Raw genomic sequence first — 24,830 nt, forward strand, 5'->3', positions numbered from 1 at the left:
CCCCCATCCGGTGCATGTTTGACGCGGTCCGGACAGATCCGGCGGGTCAAGGCAGTGTCCTAACTCCCCATCACTCGGTTAGATGAGTGTGGACACCAGAACACCCCGCACACCCACGGGGGACCGCTCGTCGGGATACGACGACGCTCCCGCGCTGAGCATGGTGAAGGTGCCGAGCGATCCGGCGCAGGTCATCGTCACTCACGCGAGCTTCCGCGTGCAGTTGGGCGCCGCCTCGCGGCGCACCCTGTCCCCGCGGGTCGCCCGGCACCCGAGCGTCACCGACCCCACCGTCCGCGTCCCCGCCGCCGGCACGGCGGGCCGGGCCGGGGCCGCCCACCGCCGGCCGCTCGTCTGGAGCGGCCGGTCCGCCCCCGACGACACCGGCGCCCACCGCCTCCTCCAGGCCGTCCGCAGCGGCAGCGTGCGCCACACCGAGGAGCCGTCCGGCGACGCCGGAGCGACCCAGGTCATCCCGCGCGTCGACGCCGCCCCGGGGTACCGCCCGGCCGGCTACGACGACCTCGACCGGACCGTCGAGACCCCCGTCGTCGGAGCCCAGCGCGGCCCGGAGCCCGGCGAGACCCGGCTGCTGCCGCAGATGCGCACCGCGGGCAGCGCCTACGAGGAGACCGCGTACGGCGACCCCGGGTACGGCGGCCACCCGCCCTACGGCCACCCCCGGCCGGCCCACGGCTACGGCGGCTACGCCTACGACGACCCCGACGGCCACGCCTACGACGACGACCCGGACGCCCGCGAGGCCACCGCCCCCGGCGCCCGGCGCCGCCGGGGCAGGCGGCACGGCGACGACCCGGCCCGCCACGCCTACTACCCGGGCCGCCGGATGAACCTCGGCGTCGTCCTCCTCCCGCTGCGCATCTTCCTCGGCTTCATCTCCGTCTACGCCGGGATGGGCAAGCTGTGCGACCCGCTCTACTTCGACGGCGGCAAGCGCGGCTCCATGGTCAAGTGGCTCACCGCGCTGCACCCCTGGGAAGTGGCCGAACCGCTGCGCCAGTTCGCCCTCCAGCACCCGGTCGGCTCCGGTCTCGTCATCGCCTTCCTCCAGGTCATCGTCGGTGTCCTGACGGTCCTGGGCTGCTGGCAGCGGGTCGCGGCGGTGGTCGGCGGACTGCTGTCGGCCGCGCTCATCGTCACCGTCAGCTGGCGCACCGTCCCGGTCTACGACGCCCCGGACATCATCTACCTCGCCGCCTGGTCCCCGCTGGTCATCGCCGGCGCCCCCGTCTACTCCGTCGACGGCCGGCTCGCGGCCTCCGCCTGGCGGCGGCTCGGTCCCCGCTCCGACATCTGGGACCTGCGCCGGTACGTGCTGCGGCGCGGCGCGCTGCTCACCGTCGTCGTCACCGGGCTCACCCTGCTCATCGGCTCGCTGCTCGGCGGGGCGGTGCGCGGCGCCGGCAGCGTGGTCGTGCCGGGGCCCGGCGAGGCCCCGCGCAACCAGCTGCCCGGCTCGCCGCTCCCGCAGCGGTCCGGCACCGGCACGGGCACGGGTCCCGCGCACCGCGGGTCCCCGTCGGCCTCCACCTCGCCCAGCCACCACGGCACAGCCGGCCCGACCGGCGGCCCCGCCACCGCGCCGGGCGCCGCCCGTGAGAGCGGCGCGGCCACGGGCGGGTCGCCCAGCCAGACCCAGGGCACGGGCGGCTGGGTCCCGCCGCGCCACTCCGCCCCGGCCCAGCACGCGCCCAGCACCAGCTCGGGACCGGCCTCCGGCGGCTCCGCCACCGGCGGTACGGGCTCGGGCGGCTCGGGCGGCTCCGGCGGCGACACCCAGCCCTCCGGCTCCGCCGGCGGCAGCTCCTCCACCGGTCAGCCCGGCCTGGTGGGGGGCCTGCTGGGCTGAATCCCGGGGCAGCGGCCCCTGTGCTGCCGCGCACAGGGGCCCGCACCACAACGGGACCCGCCTGCGCGCAAGGGCCCCGCACCCGGCACGATCCGTGCACGGTGCGGGGCCCTCGCCGTCCTTCGGCACGTCACCCGCGCCGACGTCACCTGCGCGGCGCGGAAAGCTCCTTGGCGGCCTCGGTGAGGTCCTTGGCGGTGTCGATGGCACGCCAGTAGGCGCCCTGCGGGATCGGGAAGCCGGCCAGCCGCCGCTCGCGGGCCAGCCGGGGGAACGTGGTGCGCTCGTGGTCGCCGCGCTCCGGGAGCAGTGAGGCGAACTCGGGCGAGAAGACGTAGACGCCCGCGTTGATCTCGAAGGTCGACGGGGGAGCCTCGATGAAGTCCGTGATGTGACCGAAGCCGTCCGTCTGCACGGCGCCCCACGGGATGCGCGGCCGGGCCAGCGCGAGGGTCGCGACCGCGTCCCGCTCGGTGTGGAAGTCCGCCATGTCGCGCAGCGAGAAGCGGGTCCAGATGTCGCCGTTGGTGGCGTACCAGGAGCGCTCGGGGTGGGGGAGGTGCGCGGCGGCGAACTTGAGGCCGCCGCCCCGGCCGAGGGGTTCCGACTCCACGACCGTGGTCACCTTGACGGGCAGCTGTGCCGTCTTCAGCCACTCCTGCAGCACTTCGGCGAGGTGGCCGCAGGAGACCACCACGTCGGTGACGCCCTCCTCGGCGAGCCAGGCGAGCTGGTGACCGATGATCGGGGTGCCCGTGCCGGGGATCTCGACCATCGGCTTGGGCCGGTCGTCGGTGTAGGGGCGCAGCCGGGAGCCCTGGCCACCGGCCAGCACGACGGCTTGTGTGGGGCGGGACGCCGCATTCGGATGGGTCATGCCCGAACTGTACGTGGCACCCCGGCGGGGACCGCGCGGCTGCCCCGGCGGGGGCGGGAGTCCTCCCGGACGGCCCGCGGGAGGCGCTGCGCCGGGTCGGCGGGAGGCATGCGCGGAACGGGTGCGAGAGCCTGTGGGAGGTCCGGCGTGAGGCCTGAGCGGGGTCCGCGTGAGGCCCGAGCTGCGTCCGCGCGCCGCGCGAGCCGCGTCCGCGTGAGGCACGGGCGGGCGTCCGGAGGGGGGCTGAGCGCAGTCCGGCCCCCGGCCCGGGAACCCGGGCCTCGGCCTCGGACCTCGGCCCGGGACCTCGGATGTCGGTCCAGGAACCCGGGCCCCGATCCCGGGCCCGGGTCCTCCACCCTCCCGGGCCGGTGCGCTCAGCTGTGGGCGGCGAGGACCCCGGAGGCGTAGGAGGTGTCGCAGACGGGCCGGGCGTAGGACTGGGCGCGGGCGGGCCCGTAGATGCGGACCGCGGCGCGGCCGAGGGTGCGGGCGATCGAGGCGCAGTGCCCGGCCAGCGAGGGGCGTTCGTCGACCGCCTCCTGGAGGTGGGTGAGCGCGACGCCCGGGTCCTTCTCCTGCAACTCCGTCAGCAGGTGGTCCCGGAGGACGTCCTGCGGGGCCCGGGGGTGGGCCGCGGTGCCGGGCGCGGACAGGTCGGACGCGGTGAGCACCGAGTTCGAGGGGTTCCCCGACCAGTTGACTCGGGTGACCGCGAGGGTCCCGGAGAGCACCAGGACGACGGGCAGGACGAGGGCGAGGGAGCGGCCGATCCGGCGGGCGGGGCCCCGGCCGCGTCGCGTGGGTTGCGTGGTGGAGTGCTTCACGCGAGTGAGGGTAGCGCCCGGTGATGATTTGGCGACATTTAGTCACCTGTTCGGGGGACGGTGTGCTGCCCTTCTCCGGGTGGTGTGTTGACGCACACTGCTCGAAACGTCCCCTGTGTCCGGGTGATGCGCGACGGGGCCGGAGACGGCGAGAAGGGCCCCGCAGCAGTTCGCGGGGCCCTTCTCGTCAACTCGGGTGAATCCCCCGGGTCATTCCCGGGGTTTCAGCCGTAAGGCGTCAGTGCGCCGGTGCGTCGTCGCACCGGGCGCGGTGCCTCAGTCCGTCAGGCGGTCGCCGGTCGAGGTGGAGAACACGTGGGTCTCGCCCGGCCGCGGCACGACGTGCACGGTGGCGCCCTTCTCCGGGACCGAACGGCTGCTGACGCGGACGACGAGGTCCTTCTGCTCGCCGCCGACCTCGACGGTGCCGTAGATGTACCCGTCCGCGCCGGTCTCCTCGACCACGTTGACGGAGACGGCGAGACCGGCCGGGGCGTCGGCGCTGTCCTTGGTCAGGGCGGCCGCGGCGCCGCCGTTGTGCTCGACCACGTCGAAGTGCTCGGGGCGCACGCCCACGGTGACCGTACGGTCGCCCTTGTCGGCGGCGGCCTTGAGCGCGTCCCGGTTGACGGGCACGACGCTGTTGCCGAACTTCACACCGCCGTCGGTGATCGGCACCTCGACCAGGTTCATGGCGGGCGAGCCGATGAAGCCGGCGACGAAGAGGTTGGCGGGCTTGTCGTACATGTTGCGCGGCGAGTCGACCTGCTGGAGCAGACCGTCCTTGAGGACCGCGACCCGGTCGCCCATGGTCATGGCCTCGACCTGGTCGTGGGTGACGTAGACGGTGGTGATGCCGAGGCGGCGCTGCAGGGAGGCGATCTGCGTACGGGTGGACACACGCAGCTTGGCGTCCAGGTTGGACAGCGGCTCGTCCATGAGGAACACCTGCGGCTCACGCACGATCGCGCGGCCCATGGCGACACGCTGGCGCTGACCGCCGGAGAGCGCCTTCGGCTTGCGGTCCAGGTACTCGCTCAGGTCGAGGATCTTCGCGGCCTCCTCGACCTTCTGCCGGATCTCCGCCTTGTTGACACCGGCGATCTTGAGCGCGAAGCCCATGTTGTCGGCGACCGTCATGTGCGGGTAGAGGGCGTAGTTCTGGAACACCATGGCGATGTCCCGGTCCTTCGGCGGCAGATGGGTGACGTCACGGTCACCGATGCGGATGGCACCGCCGTTGACGTCCTCGAGCCCCGCGAGCATGCGCAGCGAGGTGGACTTGCCGCAGCCGGACGGGCCGACCAGGACGAGGAACTCGCCGTCCGCGATGTCGATCTCCAGGGCGTCGACGGCGGGCTTCTCGGAACCCGGGTAGATCCGGGTCGCCTTGTCGAACTGCACAGTGGCCATGGTGAATGGGCCCCCTTCTACCGGCAGGAACGTGCCGGACGATCCGAGTAGGAAGGCGGTTGCCACGACGGATGCTCCGGGGAATGCCCCGCCGGATGGTCCGTCCTGGTGCTCGCGTGGTCCACAAGAGTGAACTGGCACAGGACGGTACCTGGCGTTCACCTGCTCTGTCAGTAGGTGGAGGGGTGTGAACTTCGCGGAAATTTTCGAGGGGGCGCGGCGGCGACCTGGGTACACTGCACGGGCACGACCCAGCACGCCTCCTTAGCTCAGCTGGCCAGAGCAACGCACTTGTAATGCGTAGGTCGTCGGTTCGAATCCGACAGGGGGCTCGCGAAAGGCCAGGTCAGACTCTGTCTGACCTGGCCTTTTCCGTGCGGCGTGAGCGGCTGGGGTCAGGTGGTCCGCAGCAGGGCCGCGAGGACCTCCCGGAGCACTCCCTCCGGGTCCGGCACGGGGCCGGGGGCGCGCCAGGCGACGAAACCGTCGGGGCGGACGAGGACGGCGCCGTCGGCGGTGGTGCCGTGCGTGCCGGCCCAGTCGCAGGGCGGGGAGTCCGGGCCGCTCTGCTCGGCACAGGTGAGGTCGGCACCGAAGCGGTAGGAGTTCAGGGGGATCCCGGACTGCGCGATGCGCTGGGCCGCCGTGTGCCAGTCGGTCCTGGACCCGGCGTCGCTGAGCAGCACGAGGGTGCGTTCGTACAGGTCGAGGGTGGAGACGCGGGTGCCGGAGCGGTGCACCCACAGGTGGGGTGCGCGGGTGCCGGGTTCGCCGGTCAGGCGCATCGTGTCGGGGACGGCGTCCTGGCCGGGGTCGGCGCCGACGACGGCGCCGTCGGGGTAGCGGTAGCCGAGGACGACGTTGAGGATGCCGCCGCGTTTGCCGCCGCCGATGCCGGGTGCGGGCGCGAAGCCGGGGTGGCTGTGTTCGACGGAGCGGGCGGAGGCGCGGGCGCTGGTGGCGGTGGCGACGGGCCGGCGTTCGCTGTCGTAGGTGTCCAGCAGGCCGGGCCCGGCCCAGCCCTGCAGGACGGCGGCGAGTTTCCAGGCCAGGTTGTGCGCGTCCTGGATGCCGGTGTTGGAGCCGAAGGCGCCGGTGGGGGACATCTCGTGGGCGGAGTCGCCGGCGAGGAAGACGCGGCCGGCGCCGTAGTGCTCGGCGACGCGTTCGGCGGCGCGCCAGGAGGCCTTGCCGGTGATCTCGACGTCGAGGTCGGGGACGCCGACGGCGCGCCGGATGTGCCGCTGGAGGCGTTCCTCGGTGAACTCGTCGAGGGTCTCGCCGTGCTCGGGGTGCCAGGGGGCGTGGAAGACCCAGTGCTCCTTGTTGTCGACGGGCAGCAGGGCGCCGTCCGCCTCGGGGTCGGTGAGGTAACAGCAGATGAAGCGGCGCTCGCCCACGACGTCGGCGAGGAGTTTGGAGCGGAAGGTGACGCTGACGTTGGCGAAGAGGTCGCCGGGCCCGGACTGGCCGATGCCCAGGTGGCGGCGGACGGGGCTGCGGGGGCCGTCGGCGGCGACGAGGTAGTCGGCGCGGACCGTGTACCGCTCGTCGGTGGCGCGGTCGCGGACGGTGGCGGTGACGCCGTCGGCGTCCTGCCCGAAGGTCTCCATCTCGTGGGAGTAGCGCAGGTCGCCGCCGAGGGCGCGGGCGCCTTCCAGGAGGACGGGTTCGAGGTCGTTCTGGCTGCACAGGCACCAGCCGGTGGGGCTGAACCTCGCCATGCCGCCGCCCGGGTCGATGTGCTTGAAGAGCCATTCGCCGGCGTCGCCGACGAGGGTGGGGGTCTGGAGGATGCCGTGGTTGCCGGCGAGGAGCGCCGCCGCGTCCTTGATGGCGTCCTCGATGCCGGCCACCCGGAACAGCTCCATGGTGCGCACGTTGTTGCCGCGTCCGCGGGGGTGGATGGAGGTGCCGGAGTGCCGCTCGACGAGCAGGTGCGGCACGCCGAGGCGGCCCAGGAACAGCGAGGTGGACAGGCCCACCAGGGAGCCGCCGACGATGAGGACGGGTACCCGGTGGTCGGCTTCTTGGTGCATCGATGCCTCCTGGGGCGGTGTGCGGTGTGGGGGCGCGCGGGGCGCGGGCGGGTCGGTGTCCGTCGGTGTCTCCATGCCCGGCGCGGGGCCGGTCCGCGTGCGTTCGCGGGGGCAATCACCCGTGTGATCACCCGCGTGGTTCATACGAGTCGCGCACTGATCGCGGGCGGCTCAGGATCGAGATCAGGCTGACGTCGTGTCATGCGTGGCAGGCCGTCAGTTCCGCGCACCCCCCTAGAGCCCGTCACCGAGTCCCGTCAAGGAGACGTACGCAGATGACCGCCATCTCTGAGCGTGTTTCAGAACCCACCGAGCAGCAGGCCTCGAAACGTGTCTCCCAGTCCGTGTTCGACGGCTCCCGGCTCCGGGTCGTCCTGCTGGTGGACGTCTACGACGGCGCCCAGCAGCAGTTCCTGGAGGCGTACGAGGAGATGGGCAAGCAGGTCTCGTCCGTTCCCGGGCACGTCAGCGACCAGCTGTGCCAGTCGATCGAGAACCCTTCCCAGTGGCTGATCACGAGCGAGTGGGAGAGCGCGCCGCCGTTCCTCGCGTGGGTGAACAGCGAGGAGCACGTGCGGATGGTGCAGCCGATGCACAGCTGCATCCGGGACACCCGGTCGCTGCGTTTCCACATCGTCCGGGAGACCGGCGGGGAGGCGGCCCGCGCCGTGTCGGGTGAGCGGCAGCTGCAGACGTCGCCGCGGATCGGTGACGGTGTGATCCGGCACGCGCTGACGTTCACGGTGAAGCCGGGCAGCGAGAAGAAGGTCGCCGAGCTGCTGGCGAACTACGAGTCGCCGCAGGCGCGGGTGGACGACACGACCCGGCTGTGCCGTACGTCGCTGTTCATGCACGGCAACCGTGTGGTGCGCGCCATCGAGGTGCGCGGTGACCTGCTGGCGGCGCTCCGGCACGTGGCGCGGCAGCCGGAGATCCGGGCGGTGGAGGAGGCCATCAACCCGTACCTGGAGCAGGAGCGGGACTTCGCCGACCAGGAGTCGGTGCGGGTGTTCTTCACCCGGGCGGCGCTGCCGGCCGTGCACCACGTGACGAGCGGCCAGGACGACGAGCGGGCGCAGCGGCACGCGCTGTACTACCCGGCGCGGCCGGGCATGGGCATGCGCCTGGCGGAGCTGCTGGCCCAGCACGACGAGCGGGCGGCGGACGACCCGGCCAGCCCGGTGCTGCGCAGCACGGTCTTCGAGCGGGACGACGTGGTCGTACGCCTGATCGATGTGCGGGACGGTCTGGACGCGGACCCGGCCTCGGCGCTGGGGCTGGCGGACTCCGCGCAGGTCTCTGAGCTGACGACGCTGCTCGACGAGGGCGCGGCGAAGAAGGACGGCGACCTGGCGCGGCTGCTCGACCTCGCCCGGATGGACCTCGTCACCGACCGCCGGTCCGCGCCGGACGCCTGACGTTTCCCTTCAGCCGACGTACACACCACCGGAGGAACGACGTGATCAAAGCCAGGCCCAAGATCGTGGATCTCAGCGACACCGAGCCCAACACCAGGCGCGGAGGCGATCTGCGCGCCATGCTCACCCCGGCCACGGTGGGCTCCACCAGCGGTTTCATGGGGGTGGCCATCGTGCAGCCCGGTGACCGCATCGGGGAGCACTACCACCCGTACTCCGAGGAGTTCGTGTACGTCGTCTGCGGCGACCTGGAGGTGGACCTGGACGGCGAGCCGCACCCGCTCAGGCCCGAGCAGGGGCTGATGATCCCGGCCTACATGCGCCACCGTTTCCGCAACGTGGGCAAGGTGGAGGCGCGGATCGTCTTCCACCTCGGACCGCTGGCGCCGCGCCCGCAGCTCGGGCACGTGGACACCGAGGGCACGGAGGCGGTGCCGGCCGGGGCCGGGGAGCCGGTGGCGGTGCAGGCCGACGCGGCCGAGGTCCGCTCATGACCAGGCGGGTGGCGGTCACCGGCATAGGCATCGTGGCGCCGGGCGGGATCGGCGCGCCGGCGTTCTGGGACCTGCTGGCCAACGGGCGGACGGCGACGCGGGGCATCACGTTCTTCGACCCGTCCGGCCTGCGGTCGCAGATCGCCGCGGAGTGCGACTTCGACCCGGTGGCCGCGGGGCTGTCCGAGGACCAGGTGGCGCGCTGCGACCGCTACATCCAGTTCGCGCTCGCCGCCGGGCAGGAAGCGGTACGGGACTCCGGACTCGACTTCGCCGCGGAGAACCCGTGGCGGGTCGGGGTCTCGCTGGGCACCGCGGTGGGCGGCACCACCCGGCTGGAGAGCGACTACGTCCTGGTCAGCCATGGCGGTGAGCGCTGGGACGTGGACCACGAGCGGGCGCAGCCGTATCTGGAGCGGGCGTTCACGCCGAGCACGCTGGCCTCGACGGTGGCGGAGCGGTTCGGGGCGCGCGGGCCGGTGCAGACCGTCTCGACGGGCTGCACCTCCGGTCTCGACGCGGTCGGGTACGCGCTGCACACCGTGGAGGAGGGCCGGGCCGACATCTGCATAGCCGGTGCGTCGGACTCGCCGATATCGCCGATCACGATGGCGTGCTTCGACGCGATCAAGGCCACGTCGCCGAACAACGACGACCCGGCGCACGCCTCGCGGCCCTTCGACAACGACCGTGACGGGTTCGTCATGGGCGAGGGCGGCGCGGTGCTGGTCCTGGAGGAGCTGGAGCACGCCCGGGCGCGCGGTGCGCACGTGTACTGCGAGCTGAGCGGCTACGCGACGTTCGGCAACGCGTACCACATGACGGGTCTGACCAGTGAGGGCCTGGAGATGGCGCGGGCCATCGAGACGGCGCTGGACCACGCCCGGCTGGACGCCACCGCGATCGGCTACGTGAACGCGCACGGTTCCGGCACCCGGCAGAACGACCGGCACGAGACGGCCGCGGTGAAGCGGGCGCTGGGCCACCACGCCTACGACACGCCGATGAGTTCCATCAAGTCGATGGTGGGTCACTCGCTGGGCGCGATCGGGGCGATCGAGGTGGTGGCCTGCGTGCTGGCGCTGGCCCACCAGGTGGTCCCGCCGACGGCGAACTACACGACCCCGGACCCCGAGTGCGACCTGGACTACGTCCCGCGGGTCGCCCGGGAACGGAAGCTGGACAGCGTGCTCTCCGTGGGCAGCGGGTTCGGCGGTTTCCAGTCCGCGGTGATCCTGACCCGGCAGAGGGAGAGGACGCTATGAGCGCACCCGCGAAACGGCGGGCGGCCGTCACCGGCATCGGTGTCGTGGCGCCCAACGGAAACAGCACCGAGACCTTCTGGAAGTCCACGCAGGAGGGTGTGAGCGTCCTCGGCCGGGTCACGCGCGAGGGCTGCGAGCGGCTGCCGCTGAAGGTGGCGGGCGAGGTGCGGTCCTTCGACCCGTCGGAGACGGTCGAGGAGCGCTACCTCGTGCAGACCGACCGGTTCACGCACTTCGCGATGGCGGCGGCCGACGCGGCGCTGGAGGACGCCCGGCTGGGCCGGGCCGACACTGACGAGGCGCCGTTCTCGGCGGGCGTGGTGACGGCGGCCGGGTCGGGCGGCGGCGAGTTCGGCCAGCGGGAGCTGCAGAAGCTGTGGGGCAAGGGCAGGCGGTACGTCGGCCCGTGGCAGTCGATCGCCTGGTTCTACGCGGCCAGCACGGGCCAGATCTCCATCCGGCGCGGGTTCAAGGGGCCGTGCTCGGTGGTGGCCGCCGACGAGGCCGGCGGTCTCGACGCCCTCGCGCACGCGGCGCGTGCCGTGCGGCGCGGTACGGACGTGATCGTGGCCGGCTCGACGGAGGCGCCGCTGGCCCCGTACTCGGTGGTGTGCCAGCTCGGCTACCGCGAACTGAGCCCGGTGGCCGATCCGGAGCGGGCGTACCGGCCGTTCACCGAGGCGGCGTGCGGGTTCGTGCCCGCCGAGGGCGGCGCGATGCTCGTCGTGGAGGCGGCGCAGTCGGCCCGGGAGCGGGGCGTGCCGGTACGGGCGACCGTGGCCGGGCACGCGGCCACCTTCACGGGCGCCTCCCGCTGGGAGCTGTCCCGGCAGGGGCTGGCGGAGGCGATCCGTGCGGCCCTGGTGGACGCGGACTGCGCCCCGGAGGAGGTCGACGTGGTCTTCGCGGACGCGCTCGGTGTGCCCGAGGCGGACCGGGCGGAGGCGCTGGCGATCGCCGACGCGCTCGGCGCGCACGGACGGCGGGTGCCGGTGACGGCGCCCAAGACCGGTACCGGACGGGCGTACTGCGCGGCCCCGGTGCTGGACGCGGCGGCGGCGGTGCTCTCGATGGAGCACGGTCTGATCCCGCCCACCCCCAATGTCTTCGACATCTGCCATGACCTCGATCTGGTGACCGGCCGTGCGCGTGCCGCACAGGTGCGCACGGCACTGGTCCTGGGCCGGGGGCTCATGGGCTCGAACTCGGCGCTGGTGCTGCGGCACGGCACCGCCGACGCCCCCTAGGTCCTGACGCCAGGGTCTGGTGGCGCCGGGAGCTTCACGCCGGGAGCAACAAGGAGAGGAACCCGCATGAGTGACCGAATCACCGTGGAAGAACTGTCCGAACTCATGAAGAAGGCCGCCGGCATCACCGTCAGCCCCGAGGAACTGACGGACCGGGCCGACACCGGCTTCGACGAGCTCGGCATCGACTCGCTCGGCCTGCTCGGCATCGTGGGCGAACTGGAGAACCGGCACGGCATGCCGATGCCGGCCGACGCGGAGCGCTGCAAGACGCCCCGGAAGTTCCTCGACCTCGTCAACAGCACCCTTCTGGCAGGAGCCTGAAATGGCGGGACACACGCAGAACGAGATCACCATCGCCGCACCGGTGGACCTGGTGTGGGAGATGACCAACGACGTGGAGAAGTGGCCGCAGCTGTTCAGCGAGTACGCCTCCGCGGAGATCCTGAAGCAGGAGGGCGCCAAGTGCACCTTCCGGCTGACCATGCACCCCGACGAGAACGGCACCGTGTGGAGCTGGGTCTCCGAGCGTGAGCCGGACCGGGCCACGCTCACCGTGAAGGCGCGCCGGGTGGAGACCGGGCCGTTCGCCCACATGGACATCCACTGGGCCTACGAGGAGGTCCCGGGCGGCACCCGGATGGTGTGGACCCAGGACTTCGCGATGAAGCCGGAGGCGCCGGTGGACGACGACTGGATGACCGACAACATCAACAAGAACTCCAAGGTCCAGATGGCGCTCATCCGGGACAAGGTCGAGCAGGCCGCGGCGGCCGGGCGGCGGCCCGAGCCGGTCCTGAGCACCGACTGAGCCGGACCGGACGACAGGAGCGGATCATGCACCAGGCCCTGATCGTGGCCCGGATGGCCCCGGGCTCGGCCCCGGACATCGCCAAGATCTTCGAGGAGTCCGACCGGGGGGAGCTGCCGCACCTCGTGGGCGTCACCCGGCGCAGCCTCTTCCAGTTCGGCGATGTGTACATGCACCTCGTGGAGGCCGACCGGGACCCGGGCCCGGCCATCGCCAAGGTGGCGGGACACCCCGAGTTCCGGGGCATCAGCGAGCGGCTGTCGTCGTACGTGAGCGCGTACGACCCCGAGACGTGGCGTTCGCCGAAGGACGCGATGGCGCGGCGCTTCTACCTCTGGGAGCGCGACGGCCGCGGCTGACGCGGCCGGGACGACACCAGGAGTCCCGTACGGGAGGCCGTACGGGGACGTCGTACGGGAGGCCGTACGGGGACGTCGTGCGACGGACGGACAACGGCCGCCGAGCCCGCGAGGTCGCGGGCCCGGCGGCCGTCGTCGCAGGGGTGCCGGGGTGGGTCAGGCGGGGACGGTGCAGTCGAAGGCGTGCAGGTAGGGGTTGACCGGGCTGATGTCGTCGATGACCAGGCCGGCCGCCTCCAGGCGGGTCACCATGGACCGCGTGGTGTGCTTGGCGCCGCCGACGTTGAGCAGCAGCAGCAGGTCCATGGCGGTGCTGAACCGCATCGAGGGCGTGTCGTCGACGAGGTTCTCGATGACGACGACCCGTGCCTTGGCGCCGCCGGCCTGCATGACGTTGCGCAGGCAGCGGGCGGTGGAGTCGTCGTCCCACTCCAGGATGTTCTTGATGATGTAGACGTCGGCGTGGACCGGGACGGCCTCGCGGCAGTCGCCGGGCACGATGCTCACGCGGTCCGCGAGCGCGCCGCCCTCGCGCAGCCGCGGGTCGGCGTTGTCGACGACGCGCGGCAGGTCCATCAGGGTGCCGTGCATCCGCGGGTACTTCTCCAGCAGGCTGGCCACCACATGGCCCTGGCCGCCGCCGATGTCGGCGACCGAGGCGGCGCCGGACAGGTCGAGGAGTTCGGCGACGTCGCGGGCGGACTGCTTGCTGGAGGTCGTCATGGCCCGGTTGAAGACGTCCGCCGACTCGGGGGCGTCCTCGTTGAGGTAGACGAAGAACTCCTTGCCGTACAGGTCCTCGACGACGTTGCGGCCGGTGCGCACGGCCTCGTCGAGCTTCGGCCAGGCGTCCCAGGTCCACGGTTCGGTGCACCACAGGGAGATGTTGCGCAGGCTGCCCGGGTCGTCCTCGCGCAGCAGCCGGGACATGTCGGTGTGCGCGAAGGTGCCGTCGGGGCGCTCTTCGAAGACGCCGTAGCAGGTCAGGGCTCGCAGCAGGCGGCCCAGCGGCTTGGGTTCGGTCTTCACCGCGGCGGCGAGGTCCTCGGCGGTCAGGGGGGTCTCGCCGAGTGCGTCGGCGACGCCGAGGCGGGCCGCGGCGCGCAGGGCGGCGGCACATGCCGCCCCGAACACGAGCTCCCTGAGCCGCATGGACGGCGGTGGGGCGGTCTGAGCGGTCGTCATGTGCCGCCTTCCTTCCATCGGGGGTGTGCTGGTGGCGCTGGTGGCGTTGGTGGTGCGGATCGGAGTGCGGCGGTTCAGCACAGCCCCGCGGGCCTGGAGGCCCGGCAGGAGTTGCGCTGGAAGGTGTTGCCGCGCTTGGTGCTCTCCTGGTTGACCAGGTCGGCGGGGGCGTTGCCGGTCACCGAATTGCCGGTGATCCGGTTGTCGTCGTTGGTGGCGCCGACGAAGCTCTTGAACAGGACGATGCCGCCGGACAGCGGGGACGTGCCCGAGTTCCCGGTGACCAGGTTCCCGGTGACCTCGCTCTTCTCCGCGCCGGTCAGGACGATGCCGGAGCCCTGCAGGAAGGGCAGCCGGTCGGTCTTGGCGCAGTACTTGTTGTTCCGCAGGACGCGGTTGTCGCGCACGGTCAGCGCGCCGGCCTTCGGCTTGTTCTCGTCGCCGACGACGAAGACGCCCGCGCAGTTGCCGGTGACCTCGTTGGCGGCGACGGTGAGGTTGCGCAGCCGGCGGACGGTGACCCCGATCCGGTTGCCCGCCAGCAGGTTGTGCGCGACCAGCGTCTCCTTGGAGTCGGCGGCGCCCTGTTCGGCGGTGATGGTGTTGGCGAGGAAGATGCCCGCGTCGCCGTTGTCCCGGGCGACGTCCCGCTCGTAGGTGCTGTGCTCGGAGCGTTCCTCGGCGAAGCCCCAGACGCCGTTCCTGTCGGAGGTCACGTGCCGGACGGTCAGTCCGTCGGCGCCCACGGAGACCAGGCCGGCGCGGGAGTAGCCGGTCAGGATCAGGTGGGAGACGGTGACACCCATGAGGCGCTTGGACTTGGTGCCCGCCACGCAGATGCCGTTGCCGCGCTTGCCGCAGTCGTCCGTGGCCTTCGCGGCCGGCTTCAGGACGGTGGAGCGGCCGGTGCCGCGCAGGGTCAGGCCGGGCGTCGTGATCTTGACGCTCTGGTGGTAGGTGCCGGGCATCACCAGCACGGTGTCGCCGGGCCGCGAGGCGTCCACCGCCTTCTGGATCGATTCCCCGGGGTGGACCAGGTGCGTCGCCGGCACCGAGACCGGCGCGGCGGCGGCCACGCCGGAGCCGACGAGTGCCGCGGCGCATACCAGCAGGGAGATGTGGCGTTTCGTCATATTCTGTACGCTATGACCTGATGACCCGCTGGACTGCCCGATGGGCCATCCGGCGGCGTGTCACCCCCGCGCGACGGCGCCCCGCGCCCGCGAACCCCTCCCGCACGTCGCCCGCTCCAGGCACGCAGGGCCTCGCTGGGACCGGCGCCCGCTCCAGGTGCGCAGGGCGTCCGCTCGTCCACGTGCGGGGTGCCCGGCCCGGGGGTGCGGCGCGACCGCTTCCCCGGCGCCCGTCTCAGACGCGCAGCGCCCGGCCGATCTCCAGTTGCGCGGCCTCCAGGGGACGGCCGTCCTCGATCTCCCACAGGCAGTTCTGGAGCACGCGTCCGAGCGTCCAGGCGCGCGCCCGCTCCCTGTCCAGGCCGAGCCGCGCGGTCAGCGCGTCGAAGCGCCACAGGGTCTCGGCGGGGTCGTAGCGGTTGCCGAGCGCGGGCATCAGGTCGAAGCCGGGATCGCCGGCGAGCGGCTTGGGGTCGATGGCGAGCCAGGGCTCGCGGTCGGCGGCGAGCACGTTGTCGTAGTGCAGGTCCCAGTGCAGCAGCCGGTCGCCGGGGGCGCCGGCGACCTCGCGCACGGCCGCCGCGCAGTCGGCGAGCAGCCGCCGGTCGGCGGTGTCCGGCACGCGCGGCAGCGCCCACGGCGCCTGCTCCAGCATCGCCTGCGCGATGTCACCCAGCCGCCGCACTCCCGCCGGGGCGGCCACGGAGGTGAGCCGCGCGAGGAGCGCGCCGATCACCTCGACGGCCGCGCGGCTGTCCGGCAGCGCCGAGAGCATCCGGGATTCGTCCAGCCGTTCGAGGAGCAGGGTGCAGGTGGGCGGGTCGTGTTCCAGCAGCCGTACGGCCCCGTCGCCGTCCCAGGCGCGCAGCGCGACCGGCTCGCCCGCGCTCTCCTCGTCCAGCGGCTGGAGCTTGAGCGCGGCCGGCGTCCCTCCCCCGGGCTCCGGCGAGCAGGGGGTGCCCCCGGCCCGTACCACCGGAAGGACCAGCGCGCACACCCCGTGCATCGGCGGGCCGTCCAGGCGCAGGTCCCAGTGCGCGAGGAAGCGCTCCGCCCGCTCGGGCAGTCCGGCGACGAAGGCCCGGCCCGCCGCGCCGTTGAACTTCTCCTGCGCAGCGGCCAGCTCGGCGGGCACCTCGATCACGGGGCCGACCATACTGGCCGGTGTGAGCGGGGTCATCCGGTTTCGGCGCGGGCTCGGGGCGGTGGCGGCGTACGTGCGCGCCGCCCCGGGGACGTACGTCTGGCTGCTGGTCCTGTTCGTCACCACCGTCGCCCTGCACCGCATGTCGCCGGATTTCGAGGAGGACTTCCTGCGGCAGCGGTCGACGAACATCCACGAGCTGTCGGACAACCCGGTGCGGGTGCTCTTCGCCAGCGCGATGTGGATCCCGAGCGGGCGCTGGCTGCCCTACGCCGCCCTCTACTCGCTCTTCCACGCGCAGGCCGAGCGCTGGCTGGGCACCCTGCGCTGGCTGCTGGTGTGCGTGGCCGCGCACGTGCTGGCCACGCTGATCAGCGAGGGCGCGCTGCTGTGGGCGATCGGCCGCCAGATGGCACCCGCGTCGGCGGTCGACACCCTGGACGTGGGCGTCAGTTACGCGCTCGCCGGGGTGGCCGGCGTGCTGACCTACCGGATCCGCAGGCCCTGGCGGTATCCGTACGCCGCCGCCGTGCTCGTCTTCTTCGGGGTGCCGCTGCTGGCCGGGCGCACCTTCACCGATCTCGGGCATTTCACCGCCGTGCTGATCGGCCTGGGGTGCCGGCCGCTGGCCAAGGGCGCCGGAAAAGCACGGAATCCGAAGGAGACACCGGCGCCCACCAGGCGTTAGCGTCCGGCCATGAGCAGCTCGGCGAGGAATGCCGCTGGCGGCGGCACAGGCAACGGCGGCGTCGTGAACGGCGGCATCTCCTTCTGGTTCGCGGACGACGGCATCCCCGCCGTGCGCGAGCCGCTGACCGGGGACGCGAGCGCCGACGTGGTGATCGTCGGCGGCGGCTACACGGGACTGTGGACGGCGTACTACCTGAAGAAGGCCGATCCGTCCCTGCGGATCACCGTGCTGGAGCAGAAGTTCTGCGGCTACGGCGCCTCCGGGCGCAACGGCGGCTGGCTCTACAACGGCGTCGCCGGCCGCGACCGGTACGCGGCACTGCACGGCCACGAGGCCGCCGTACGGCTCCAGCGGGCGATGAACGACACCGTGGACGAGGTGATCCGCGTCGCCACCGAGGAGGGCATCGCGGCCGACGTCCACAAGGGCGGCGTCCTGGAGGTCGCCCGCACCCCCGCCCAGCTCGCCCGCCTGAAGGCCTTCCACGAGCACGAACTGTCCTACGGCGAGAAGGACCGCGAGCTGTACGGCGCCCGGCAGACGGCCGAGCGGATCCGGGTCGCCGACGCGGTCGGCTCCACCTGGACCCCGCACGGCGCCCGACTGAACCCGGCCAAACTGGTCAAGGGCCTGGCCGCGGTGGTGGAGGCGCTGGGCGTGACGATCCACGAGGCGACGCCGGTCACCGAGATCCTCCCCCGCCGCGCCCTCACCCCGTACGGCACCGTCCGCGCCCCCTACGTGCTGCGCTGCACCGAGGGCTTCACCGCCTCCCTCAAGGGCCAGCGGCGCACCTGGCTGCCGATGAACTCCTCGATGATCGCCACCGAGCCGCTGAGCGAGGCGCAGTGGGCGGCGCTCGGCTGGGACGGCCGCGAGACCCTCGGCGACATGGCGCACGCCTACATGTACGCCCAGCGCACCGCCGACGGCCGTATCGCGCTCGGCGGCCGCGGAGTGCCGTACCGCTTCGGCTCGCGCACCGACAACGACGGCCGCACCCAGCGGGAGACCGTCCGCGACCTGCGCGACATCCTCGTCGGCTTCTTCCCCTCCCTGGCCGGGCTGCGGATCACGCACGCCTGGTCCGGTGTCCTCGGCGTCCCGCGCGACTGGTGCGCTACCGTCACCCTGGACCGCGGCAGCGGCCTCGGCTGGGCGGGCGGCTACGTCGGCTCGGGCGTCGCCACCACCAACCTGGCCGCCCGCACCCTGGCCGACCTGGTCCGGCTCGACTCCGGCGCGGCGGGCGCGACCGCGCTCACCGCACTGCCCTGGGTCGGGCACAAGGTCCGCAGGTGGGAACCGGAGCCGCTGCGCTGGCTGGGCGTGCAGGGCATGTACGCCACCTACCGCACGGCGGACCGCCGCGAGGCCCTCACCCACAGCGCCCGCTCCTCCCGTCTGGCCCGCCTCGCGGACCGGGTGGCGGGACGGCACTGAGGCGCGCCCGCCGCGGGCCCCGCGCCGCACCTCCTCGCGGGCACGCCCCTCGCGGGCACGCGTCCGTCCGGCGAGCGTGCGCAGGAGGAGGGTTCCGGGTGCGAACTCGGAACCCTCCCTGCCCCTCGCGGGTTCATGGGACCACCGACTCCGGTACCGCCTCCGCAGCCGTGGTGTGCTTGGGCGCGCGGGCCGTCACCATCAGGCCGGCGGCCAGCCCGGCCAGGAGCATGACGGCCGCCGCCCACCAGATCGCGACCGTGTAGCCGTGCACGACGCCCTCCGGGACCACCCGGGCCCGGTCCGCCGGGGCGCGCAGGTGCGCGGTGATGTACGCGGTGCTGCTGGAGATGGCGACCGTGTTGAGCAGCGCGGTGCCGATCGAACCGCCCACCTGCTGCGCGGTGTTCACGGTCGCCGAGGTCACGCCCGCGTCCCGCGCGGCGACGCCCGCGGTGGCGGTGGCGAACACCGGCATGAAGGTCAGGCCCATGCCGAGGCCCATCAGCAGCAGCGCGGGCAGCACCTCGCTGGTGTACCGCGAGGCCACCGTGAGCCGGGTCAGCAGCAGCAGGCCGCCGGCCGCCAGCAGCATCCCCGGGACCATGAGCGCACGGGGCGCCACGTGGTGCAGCAGCCGGGCCGAGATCTGGGTGGAGCCGGTGACGATCGCGGCGGTCAGCGGCAGGAAGGCGAGCCCGGTCCGCAGCGGCGAGTAGCCGAGGATCTCCTGCAGGTAGTAGGTCATGAACAGGAACAGCCCGAACATGCCGATCACGGCCAGCAGCATGGTCAGGAAGCAGCCGGCCCGGTTGCGCTCGCGCAGGACGTGCAGCGGCAGCAGCGGCACCGGGGCCCTCGTCTGCCACCACACGAACGCCGCCAGCATCGCCGCGCCCGCCGCGAACAGGGCCAGCACCAGCGCGTCCGTCCAGCCGCGCGGCTGCGCCTCGCTGAAGCCGTAGACGACGGCCACCAGACCGCCGCAGCCCAGCACCGCGCCCGGCACGTCCAGCCGGGCACCGGCGTGCCCCGGCCGCTCGTGCAGCAGCGCGAACGCGCCGAGCACGGCGACGACGGCGATGGGCACGTTGACGTACAGGCACCAGCGCCAGTCCAGGTACTCGGTCAGCAGGCCGCCGAGGATGAAACCGATCGCCGAGCCGCTGCCCGCGAGCGCGCCGTAGATCCCGAACGCCTTCCCCCGCTCGCGCGGATCGGTGAAGGTCGTGGTCAGCAGGGAGAGCGCGGAGGGCGCCAGGACGGCGGCGAAGGCGCCCTGCAGGGCCCGCGCGCCGAAGAGCAGGCCCGAGGACGTGGCCGCGCCGCCGAACGCGGAGGCGGCGGCGAAGCCGACGAGCCCGATGACGAACGTGCGTTTGCGCCCGGCCAGGTCGGCGATGCGTCCGCCCAGCAGGAGCAGCCCGCCGAACGCGAGGGTGTAGGCGGTGATCACCCACTGGCGGTTGGCGTCCGACATGTGCAGGTCGCGCTGGGCGGAGGGCAGGGCGATGTTCACGATGGTCGCGTCCAGCACCACCATCAGCTGCGCGATGGCGATCACCACCAGCGCCCACCAGCGGTGCGCGTCCGAGGGGCGCGCGTGGCGGGGCTGGTGCCGGGGACGGGGGTGCCGGTGCAGGACGGAGGATTCACCTTTTCGGGTGATACTCATCCCGTCAGAACAGCATGAATCGGCACATGTCGCATCCCGGGGTCGGCGGAACCGGCCGGGGCGGGCTCCCCGGTCAGGGGGAGCCGGGGGCCGGGTGCCCGGCCGGGTCAGCGGGCCGAGGGGCCGGGACGCGGCCGGGTCAGCGGGCCGGGGCGGGGCTGGGCCGGCCCAGGGCCAGGGAGACCGCGGTGAGAGCGCTGGTGAAGGACACCTCCGAGAGCACGCCGGGCGCCGCGACCTGGTCGCCGGCCAGGTACACGCCGTCGCCCCGGTCGACGGCGGGCCGGTCGCGCCAGGTGGTGCCGGGCGGGTCCACCGCCCCGGTGCGGCCGCTCGCGACCGCCTCCCGCCGCCAGGTGACCCGCTCGCGCCAGCCGGGGAACCCCAGGTCGAGCAGTTCCCCGGCCCGCGCCGAGCCGTCGGCCCGGGACTCGTGCGGGGCGACCGGGACCTGCCCCTGGATCAGCTGCTCACCGGCGGGCGCCAGGGTGGGGTCGGCCGCGCTGAACCGCTCGATCCAGCCGGGCGCGTCCAGGTCGGACACGGCGAACGCGTCCCCGCGCCGGGTGCGCACCGCCAGGTCGACCAGCACCGTGCGGCCGCTCGGCCAGGTCAGCGAGTCGTCGCCGAGCAGCCGGCGGGCGGCCTCCAGCGAGGTGGCGACGACGACGGGGCCGCCGGCGGGCAGGGTGTCGACCCGTGACAGCGTCTCGATGCGGACGCCGAGGTCCCAGGCGCGCGCCGCCATCCGGTCCACCACGCCCGCCCAGCCGCCGCGCGGGTAGTGCGCCTCGGGCGGCAGCTTGGCGGCACGCCGCAGCCGCTCCTGCACGAACGCGGCGGACAGCGCGCCCGGGTCGTGGTGGAACAGGGCGACGGCCGCGTAGTGCGCGGCGGCACGGGCGCCCTCCTCGCCCGCGATCCCGGTCGCCCAGGTCAGGAAGTCGGTGTCCACCGGGGCCCGTGAGGCGCCGCGCAACAGCAGCCTGAGCATCGCCCGCGGCGGGGTGCGGCGCAGCTTCCCGCGGTGGCGCAGCCGCAGCCGGGCGGCCTCCAGGGGGCGCAGCGGGGCGAGCGGTCCGATCAGGTCGCGCTGCCTGAGCCAGGCCCAGTGCGGGCCGCCGTCGTAGAGCGCGTGCGGGCCCTCGTTGGTGCGGTAGGGGGCGTCCGCCGTCCGGGCCCGTCCGCCGAGTGCGGGGTGGGCCTCGTGCAGGGTGACCTCGGCGCCTGCCTCGGCCGCGGTGACGGCGGCGGCCAGCCCGGCCACCCCGCCGCCGATGACGGTGATGCGGTGCATGGGTACGGCTTCTCCCTCTGTCGTTCCCGGCGCCCCCGTGGTGTCCTCGGGTGGCTTTCCCGGTACGACCGTCCGAGGGCCGCGGTTTGTGACATCGCCGGTGTCCGCGCAGGTCGGGCGGGGTGCGCAGGGCGTTGTCAGTGGCGGGGTGCACGATGGGGGCATGGCGAGGAGAGCGGCGGACGGCACGGGCGGCGGCGGGCGGGTGAAGGCGGCGCGGCGGCCCGAGGTGCGGCTGCCCGCGCTGGAGCGGTACGAGGGCGCGGGCCTGGCCCCGGACGGCGACTACGACGGGCTGGAGTTCCAGGAGACCGACTTCGCCGGACAGGACGGCGCGGGCGCCCGGTTCATGGACTGCGCGCTGCGGGGCTGCGTCCTGGACGACGCGTCGCTGCGCCGCGCGCGCCTGTTCGACACGGTCCTCACCGGCGTACGGGGCGTCGGCACGGACCTCGCCGAGGCGACGCTGCGCGACGTCGAGCTGACCGACGCCCGGCTCGGCGGGGTGCAGTCGCACGGCGCGGTGCTGGAGCGGGTGCGGATCCGCGGCGGCAAGATCGACTACCTGAACCTGCGCAAGGCCAGGCTGCGGGACGTGGTCTTCGAGGGCTGCGTCCTGGTCGAGCCGGACTTCGGGGGAGCCCGGCTGGAGCGGGTCGAGTTCGTGGACTGCGTGCTCAAGGGCGTCGACTTCGGCGGGGCGGCGCTCACCGACGTCGACCTGCGCGGGGCCGCCCGTCTGGAGATCGCGCGGGGCGTGGACCGGCTGGCGGGGGCAGTGATCAGCACGGGGCAACTGCTCGACCTGGCGCCGGTGCTGGCGGCGGAGCTGGGGGTGAGGGTGGAGGACTGAGGGGCGTGGGCGCGGTGCCGGACGGCGGCGCGCCGGGCAGGAGTCCGGCGGCGGGCGGAGGCGCGCCGCCGGGGGCGCGGCGCGCGGGCGGTCGCAACGGCGGGAGCCGCCGGCCGGGCGGTTCACGACGGCCCGGGCCCGCCGGCCGGGCGGTCGCACCGGTGAGGACGGCGACACCGTGGCCCGGGCGGGCGGGGTCAGGGCAGGCGGGGGAAGCGGGCCTGGAGGGTCCACAGCGCGGGGTTCTCCGCGAGGTCCTCGTGCAGATCGCACAGGTCGGCGATCAGGTCGTGCAGGAAGTCGCGTGCCTCCCGGCGCAGTTCGGCGTGGGAGAAGGACAGCGGGGGCTCCTCGGCCGGCATCCAGTCGGCCTCGATGTCCACCCAGCCGAAGCGGCGCTCGAAGAGCATGCGGTCGGTGGACTCGGTGAAGTCCAGTTCGGCCCGCTGGGGGCGGGCCGCCCGGGAACCGGCCGGGTCCCGGTCCACCTGTTCCACGATGTCGCACAGCGCCCACGCGAAGTCGAGCACCGGCACCCAGCCCCAGGCCGTGGCCAGCTCCCGGTCCGACCTGGTGTCCGCCAGATAGACGTCGCCGCAGAACAGGTCGTGGCGCAGGGTGCGGACGTCCGCCCGGCGGTAGTCCGTCTGCGGGGGGTCGGGGAAGCGGTTGGAGAGGGCGTAGCCGATGTCGAGCACGAAGGGATGGTGTCACGGCCGCCGCATAAGATCGCACTCGTGTCCCGAACCGCTCTGTTTGTCCGAGCCACCGGCGCGTTACTGCTGTGCGCCCTCCCGCTGACCGCCTGCGACGGCGGCGTCCACGGCCGGCCGGGCGGGTACGGCCTGCGCGACCCGTACTTCCCGCGGGCGGGCAACGGCGGGTACGACGTGAGCCACTACGGCCTCACGCTCGCCTACGACCCGGACCACCGCCGCCTCACCGGCACGGCTGTGATCACCGCCCGCGCCACCGAGGACCTGTCCGCCTTCGACCTCGATCTCCAGGGGATGGAGGTGGGGAGCGTGACCGTCGAGGGGCGGGGCGCCCGTTTCCACCGGGCGGGGCAGGAACTGACCGTCCGGCCGCACGACGACCTGGCCGAGGGAAAGACCTTCAGCACCACGGTCCGCTACTCCGGCACCCCGCGCACCCTCACCGACCCCGGCGGGTCCAAGGAGGGCTGGCTGCCCACGGCCGACGGCGCCCTCGCCCTCGGACAGCCGGTCGGCTCGATGGCGTGGTTCCCGGGCAACGACCACCCCTCGGACAAGGCCACGTACGACATCTCCGTCAGCGTGCCCGCGGGCCGGAGGCTGACGGCCGTCTCCAACGGTGAACTGAAGAGCACGACGACCGGCGGGGGCCGTACGACGTACCGCTGGCACACCGGCGAGCCGATGGCGACCTATCTCGCCACGGTCGCGATCGGCGACTTCAAGGTGAGCCGGTCCACTCTCGGCAACGGCCTGCCGGTGTACACGGCGGTCGATCCCGCGCTGGCCGCGGCGAGCGAGCCGGTGCTCGCGCAGATCCCCGAGATCATGGACTGGGCGGAGTACAACTTCGGTCCGTACCCCTTCTCCTCCACCGGGGCGATCGTCGACCGCGTCGCCGGTGTCGGCTACGCGCTGGAGACCCAGAACCGTCCCGCCTTTCCCAGCGCCCCCGACACCACCACCCTCGTCCACGAACTCGTCCACCAGTGGTACGGCGATTCCGTCACCCCGAAGAGCTGGCGGGACATGTGGCTCAACGAGTCGTTCGCCACGTACGGGGAGTGGCTGTGGGCGGAGGACCACGACGGCCCCAGCGCGCAGGAGACCTTCGACACCGTCTACCGCGGCGAGGGCGACAACGGCACGGACGTCTGGGCCTATCCGCCCGGCCGGCCGAGCAGCGCCGCGGTCATCTCCGACGCGCCCGTGTACGACCGCGGCGCGATGGTCCTGCACAAGATCCGCCAGACGGTCGGTGACGACGCCTTCTACGGCATCGTCCAGGGCTGGGCCGCCGCCCACCGCCACAGCAACGCCTCCACCGCCGACTTCACGGCGTACGTCGAGAAGAAGGCACCCGGCAAGGACTTCAGCGCGATCTGGCGGGACTGGCTGTACGGCGAGGGCAGGCCCGCACACCCGTGAGTGGCCTGCCGGGTCCGGCGGATCCGGCCCTGCGGGGTGTCGTCCGCGGGGCGCCGCTCCTCAGACCAGTTCCTTGCGCAGCACCGCGCAGGGGCGGCCCCGGTCACGGTCCGCGCGGTGGTCGAGGACGCCGTAGCCGAGGGCGGTCCAGAAGGCGAGGCCGGCCTGGTTGCCGTCGAGGACGGCCAGGCGCACGGCGGTGCGGCCCGCCGCGCGGAAGCGGTCCTCGACCAGGGCCGCCAGCCGTCTGCCGTGGCCCCGGCGGCCGGCCGCCGCGTCCACCATCAGCAGGCCGATCCACGGGTCGGGGTCGGCCGGGTCGGGATGGTGGTCCAGGGTGACGGCGATGCCCACCAGCGTGCCCTCGCTGCGGGCGAGCAGCACCTGCGTGCCCGGGTGGGCCAGCTCGTCCGCGAGTGCGGTGGCGACCTGCTCGGGGCGGATGTCGTCCGGGTCGGGGAAGTCGCCGCTGAGGGCGTGGAAGTCGCGCTGGGAGGCATAGAGCGCGGTGAGTTCGGCCAGCAGCCCGGGCGGCAGGCCGTGGTCGGGAGAGAACGGCAGGGGCTGGAGGATCATGCGCGCAACGTATCGCGGTGCCCGGGGCGTCCGGGGTCTCCCGCGGCACGGGCAGGCGGCGGAGCCCGG

The 24,830-nt window shown here is 73.4% G+C and carries 23 protein-coding genes and 1 tRNA gene; 13 read left to right on the forward strand and 11 right to left on the reverse strand.

All coding sequences use genetic code 11. The features are described 5' to 3' along the window. The first annotated feature begins 82 nt into the window (after positions 1-82). Positions 83-1,870, forward strand: coding sequence for a DoxX family protein (locus AC6I72_RS17300; protein ID WP_498001763.1), 1,788 nt, complete (start codon positions 83-85; stop codon positions 1,868-1,870). Positions 1,871-2,015: 145 nt separating this feature from the next. On the opposite strand, the gene AC6I72_RS17305 is transcribed toward AC6I72_RS17300, so the two are convergent. The 3 genes from AC6I72_RS17305 to msiK all read right to left on the reverse strand — a co-directional run bounded on the left by AC6I72_RS17305 (position 2,016) and on the right by msiK (position 4,987). Beyond that, on the reverse strand, positions 2,016-2,747 hold the full coding sequence (locus tag AC6I72_RS17305; RefSeq protein ID WP_498001764.1) for a nucleotidyltransferase family protein: 732 nt from the start codon (positions 2,745-2,747) through the stop codon (positions 2,016-2,018). A 377-nt stretch (positions 2,748-3,124) separates the two neighbouring features. Beyond that, positions 3,125-3,574 (reverse strand): hypothetical protein, encoded by a 450-nt coding sequence (locus tag AC6I72_RS17310; protein ID WP_037857076.1) that lies wholly within the window; start codon positions 3,572-3,574, stop codon positions 3,125-3,127. Positions 3,575-3,850: 276 nt separating this feature from the next. Further along, on the reverse strand, positions 3,851-4,987 hold the full coding sequence (gene msiK, locus AC6I72_RS17315) for a diacetylchitobiose ABC transporter ATP-binding protein MsiK (protein WP_037857073.1): 1,137 nt from the start codon (positions 4,985-4,987) through the stop codon (positions 3,851-3,853). A 258-nt stretch (positions 4,988-5,245) separates the two neighbouring features. Here msiK and AC6I72_RS17320 point away from each other — a divergent pair. Next, positions 5,246-5,319, forward strand: a tRNA-Thr gene (locus AC6I72_RS17320). Positions 5,320-5,382: 63 nt separating this feature from the next. Here the strand turns inward: AC6I72_RS17320 and AC6I72_RS17325 are convergent. Beyond that, on the reverse strand, positions 5,383-7,026 hold the full coding sequence (locus AC6I72_RS17325) for an FAD-dependent oxidoreductase (protein ID WP_498001765.1): 1,644 nt from the start codon (positions 7,024-7,026) through the stop codon (positions 5,383-5,385). Positions 7,027-7,301: 275 nt separating this feature from the next. Here AC6I72_RS17325 and AC6I72_RS17330 point away from each other — a divergent pair, with 275 nt between their 5' ends. The 7 genes from AC6I72_RS17330 to AC6I72_RS17360 all read left to right on the forward strand — a co-directional run bounded on the left by AC6I72_RS17330 (position 7,302) and on the right by AC6I72_RS17360 (position 12,620). Then, positions 7,302-8,444 carry a SchA/CurD-like domain-containing protein gene (locus tag AC6I72_RS17330; protein WP_366723926.1) on the forward strand — a complete coding sequence of 381 codons (1,143 nt, stop codon included), beginning with the start codon at positions 7,302-7,304 and terminating at the stop codon, positions 8,442-8,444. 41 nt (positions 8,445-8,485) lie between these two features. Continuing rightward, positions 8,486-8,938 carry a cupin domain-containing protein gene (locus AC6I72_RS17335; protein WP_498001766.1) on the forward strand — a complete coding sequence of 151 codons (453 nt, stop codon included), beginning with the start codon at positions 8,486-8,488 and terminating at the stop codon, positions 8,936-8,938. Then, positions 8,935-10,203, forward strand: a complete 1,269-nt coding sequence (locus tag AC6I72_RS17340) for a beta-ketoacyl-[acyl-carrier-protein] synthase family protein (protein WP_037857064.1) — start codon at positions 8,935-8,937, stop codon at positions 10,201-10,203. The genes AC6I72_RS17335 and AC6I72_RS17340 overlap by 4 nt, the downstream gene beginning before the upstream one ends. Beyond that, positions 10,200-11,450 carry a ketosynthase chain-length factor gene (locus AC6I72_RS17345; protein WP_498001767.1) on the forward strand — a complete coding sequence of 417 codons (1,251 nt, stop codon included), beginning with the start codon at positions 10,200-10,202 and terminating at the stop codon, positions 11,448-11,450. The genes AC6I72_RS17340 and AC6I72_RS17345 overlap by 4 nt, the downstream gene beginning before the upstream one ends. Positions 11,451-11,516: 66 nt before the next feature. Further along, positions 11,517-11,774 (forward strand): acyl carrier protein, encoded by a 258-nt coding sequence (locus AC6I72_RS17350; RefSeq protein WP_037857059.1) that lies wholly within the window; start codon positions 11,517-11,519, stop codon positions 11,772-11,774. A 1-nt stretch (position 11,775) separates the two neighbouring features. After that, positions 11,776-12,261 (forward strand): SRPBCC family protein, encoded by a 486-nt coding sequence (locus AC6I72_RS17355; RefSeq protein ID WP_498001768.1) that lies wholly within the window; start codon positions 11,776-11,778, stop codon positions 12,259-12,261. A gap of 26 nt (positions 12,262-12,287) precedes the next feature. Beyond that, the gene (locus AC6I72_RS17360; RefSeq protein ID WP_360967339.1) at positions 12,288-12,620 is read left to right on the forward strand and encodes a TcmI family type II polyketide cyclase; all 333 of its coding nucleotides are present in this window, start codon (positions 12,288-12,290) and stop codon (positions 12,618-12,620) included. Between the two features lie 156 nt (positions 12,621-12,776). Here AC6I72_RS17360 and AC6I72_RS17365 read toward each other — a convergent pair whose 3' ends face one another. From AC6I72_RS17365 to AC6I72_RS17375, 3 genes are all read right to left on the reverse strand, one after another. Continuing rightward, complete coding sequence (locus tag AC6I72_RS17365) at positions 12,777-13,805, reverse strand: methyltransferase (protein ID WP_498001769.1); 1,029 nt, start codon at positions 13,803-13,805, stop codon at positions 12,777-12,779. Between the two features lie 74 nt (positions 13,806-13,879). Continuing rightward, the gene (locus tag AC6I72_RS17370; RefSeq protein ID WP_498001770.1) at positions 13,880-14,938 is read right to left on the reverse strand and encodes a right-handed parallel beta-helix repeat-containing protein; all 1,059 of its coding nucleotides are present in this window, start codon (positions 14,936-14,938) and stop codon (positions 13,880-13,882) included. Positions 14,939-15,173: 235 nt separating this feature from the next. Beyond that, complete coding sequence (locus AC6I72_RS17375) at positions 15,174-16,094, reverse strand: aminoglycoside phosphotransferase family protein (protein WP_498001771.1); 921 nt, start codon at positions 16,092-16,094, stop codon at positions 15,174-15,176. 10 nt (positions 16,095-16,104) lie between these two features. Here AC6I72_RS17375 and AC6I72_RS17380 point away from each other — a divergent pair, with 10 nt between their 5' ends. Together AC6I72_RS17380 and AC6I72_RS17385 are read left to right on the forward strand one after the other, a co-directional pair. Then, the gene (locus AC6I72_RS17380; protein ID WP_498001772.1) at positions 16,105-16,770 is read left to right on the forward strand and encodes a rhomboid-like protein; all 666 of its coding nucleotides are present in this window, start codon (positions 16,105-16,107) and stop codon (positions 16,768-16,770) included. Positions 16,771-16,779: 9 nt separating this feature from the next. After that, the gene (locus AC6I72_RS17385) at positions 16,780-18,216 is read left to right on the forward strand and encodes an NAD(P)/FAD-dependent oxidoreductase (protein ID WP_498001773.1); all 1,437 of its coding nucleotides are present in this window, start codon (positions 16,780-16,782) and stop codon (positions 18,214-18,216) included. Positions 18,217-18,349: 133 nt separating this feature from the next. On the opposite strand, the gene AC6I72_RS17390 is transcribed toward AC6I72_RS17385, so the two are convergent. Both AC6I72_RS17390 and AC6I72_RS17395 read right to left on the reverse strand, forming a co-directional pair. Further along, a complete protein-coding gene (locus tag AC6I72_RS17390) occupies positions 18,350-19,891 on the reverse strand; it encodes an MFS transporter (protein ID WP_498001774.1) in 1,542 nt (513 codons plus the stop codon). A gap of 139 nt (positions 19,892-20,030) precedes the next feature. After that, the gene (locus AC6I72_RS17395; RefSeq protein ID WP_498001775.1) at positions 20,031-21,353 is read right to left on the reverse strand and encodes an NAD(P)-binding protein; all 1,323 of its coding nucleotides are present in this window, start codon (positions 21,351-21,353) and stop codon (positions 20,031-20,033) included. Between AC6I72_RS17395 and AC6I72_RS17400 the strand changes: the two genes are divergently transcribed. Beyond that, positions 21,352-22,041, forward strand: a complete 690-nt coding sequence (locus tag AC6I72_RS17400; protein ID WP_498001776.1) for a pentapeptide repeat-containing protein — start codon at positions 21,352-21,354, stop codon at positions 22,039-22,041. The genes AC6I72_RS17395 and AC6I72_RS17400 overlap by 2 nt on opposite strands. 197 nt (positions 22,042-22,238) lie before the next feature. Here AC6I72_RS17400 and AC6I72_RS17405 read toward each other — a convergent pair whose 3' ends face one another. Next, complete coding sequence (locus AC6I72_RS17405; protein ID WP_498001777.1) at positions 22,239-22,739, reverse strand: hypothetical protein; 501 nt, start codon at positions 22,737-22,739, stop codon at positions 22,239-22,241. Between the two features lie 6 nt (positions 22,740-22,745). On the opposite strand from AC6I72_RS17405, the gene AC6I72_RS17410 reads away from it, so the two are divergent. Continuing rightward, a complete protein-coding gene (locus AC6I72_RS17410) occupies positions 22,746-24,185 on the forward strand; it encodes a M1 family metallopeptidase (RefSeq protein ID WP_498001778.1) in 1,440 nt (479 codons plus the stop codon). Positions 24,186-24,245: 60 nt separating this feature from the next. On the opposite strand, the gene AC6I72_RS17415 is transcribed toward AC6I72_RS17410, so the two are convergent. Beyond that, complete coding sequence (locus AC6I72_RS17415; RefSeq protein WP_498001779.1) at positions 24,246-24,761, reverse strand: GNAT family N-acetyltransferase; 516 nt, start codon at positions 24,759-24,761, stop codon at positions 24,246-24,248. Positions 24,762-24,830 lie beyond the last annotated feature (69 nt).

The organism is Streptomyces sp. Xyl84 (assembly GCF_059731885.1).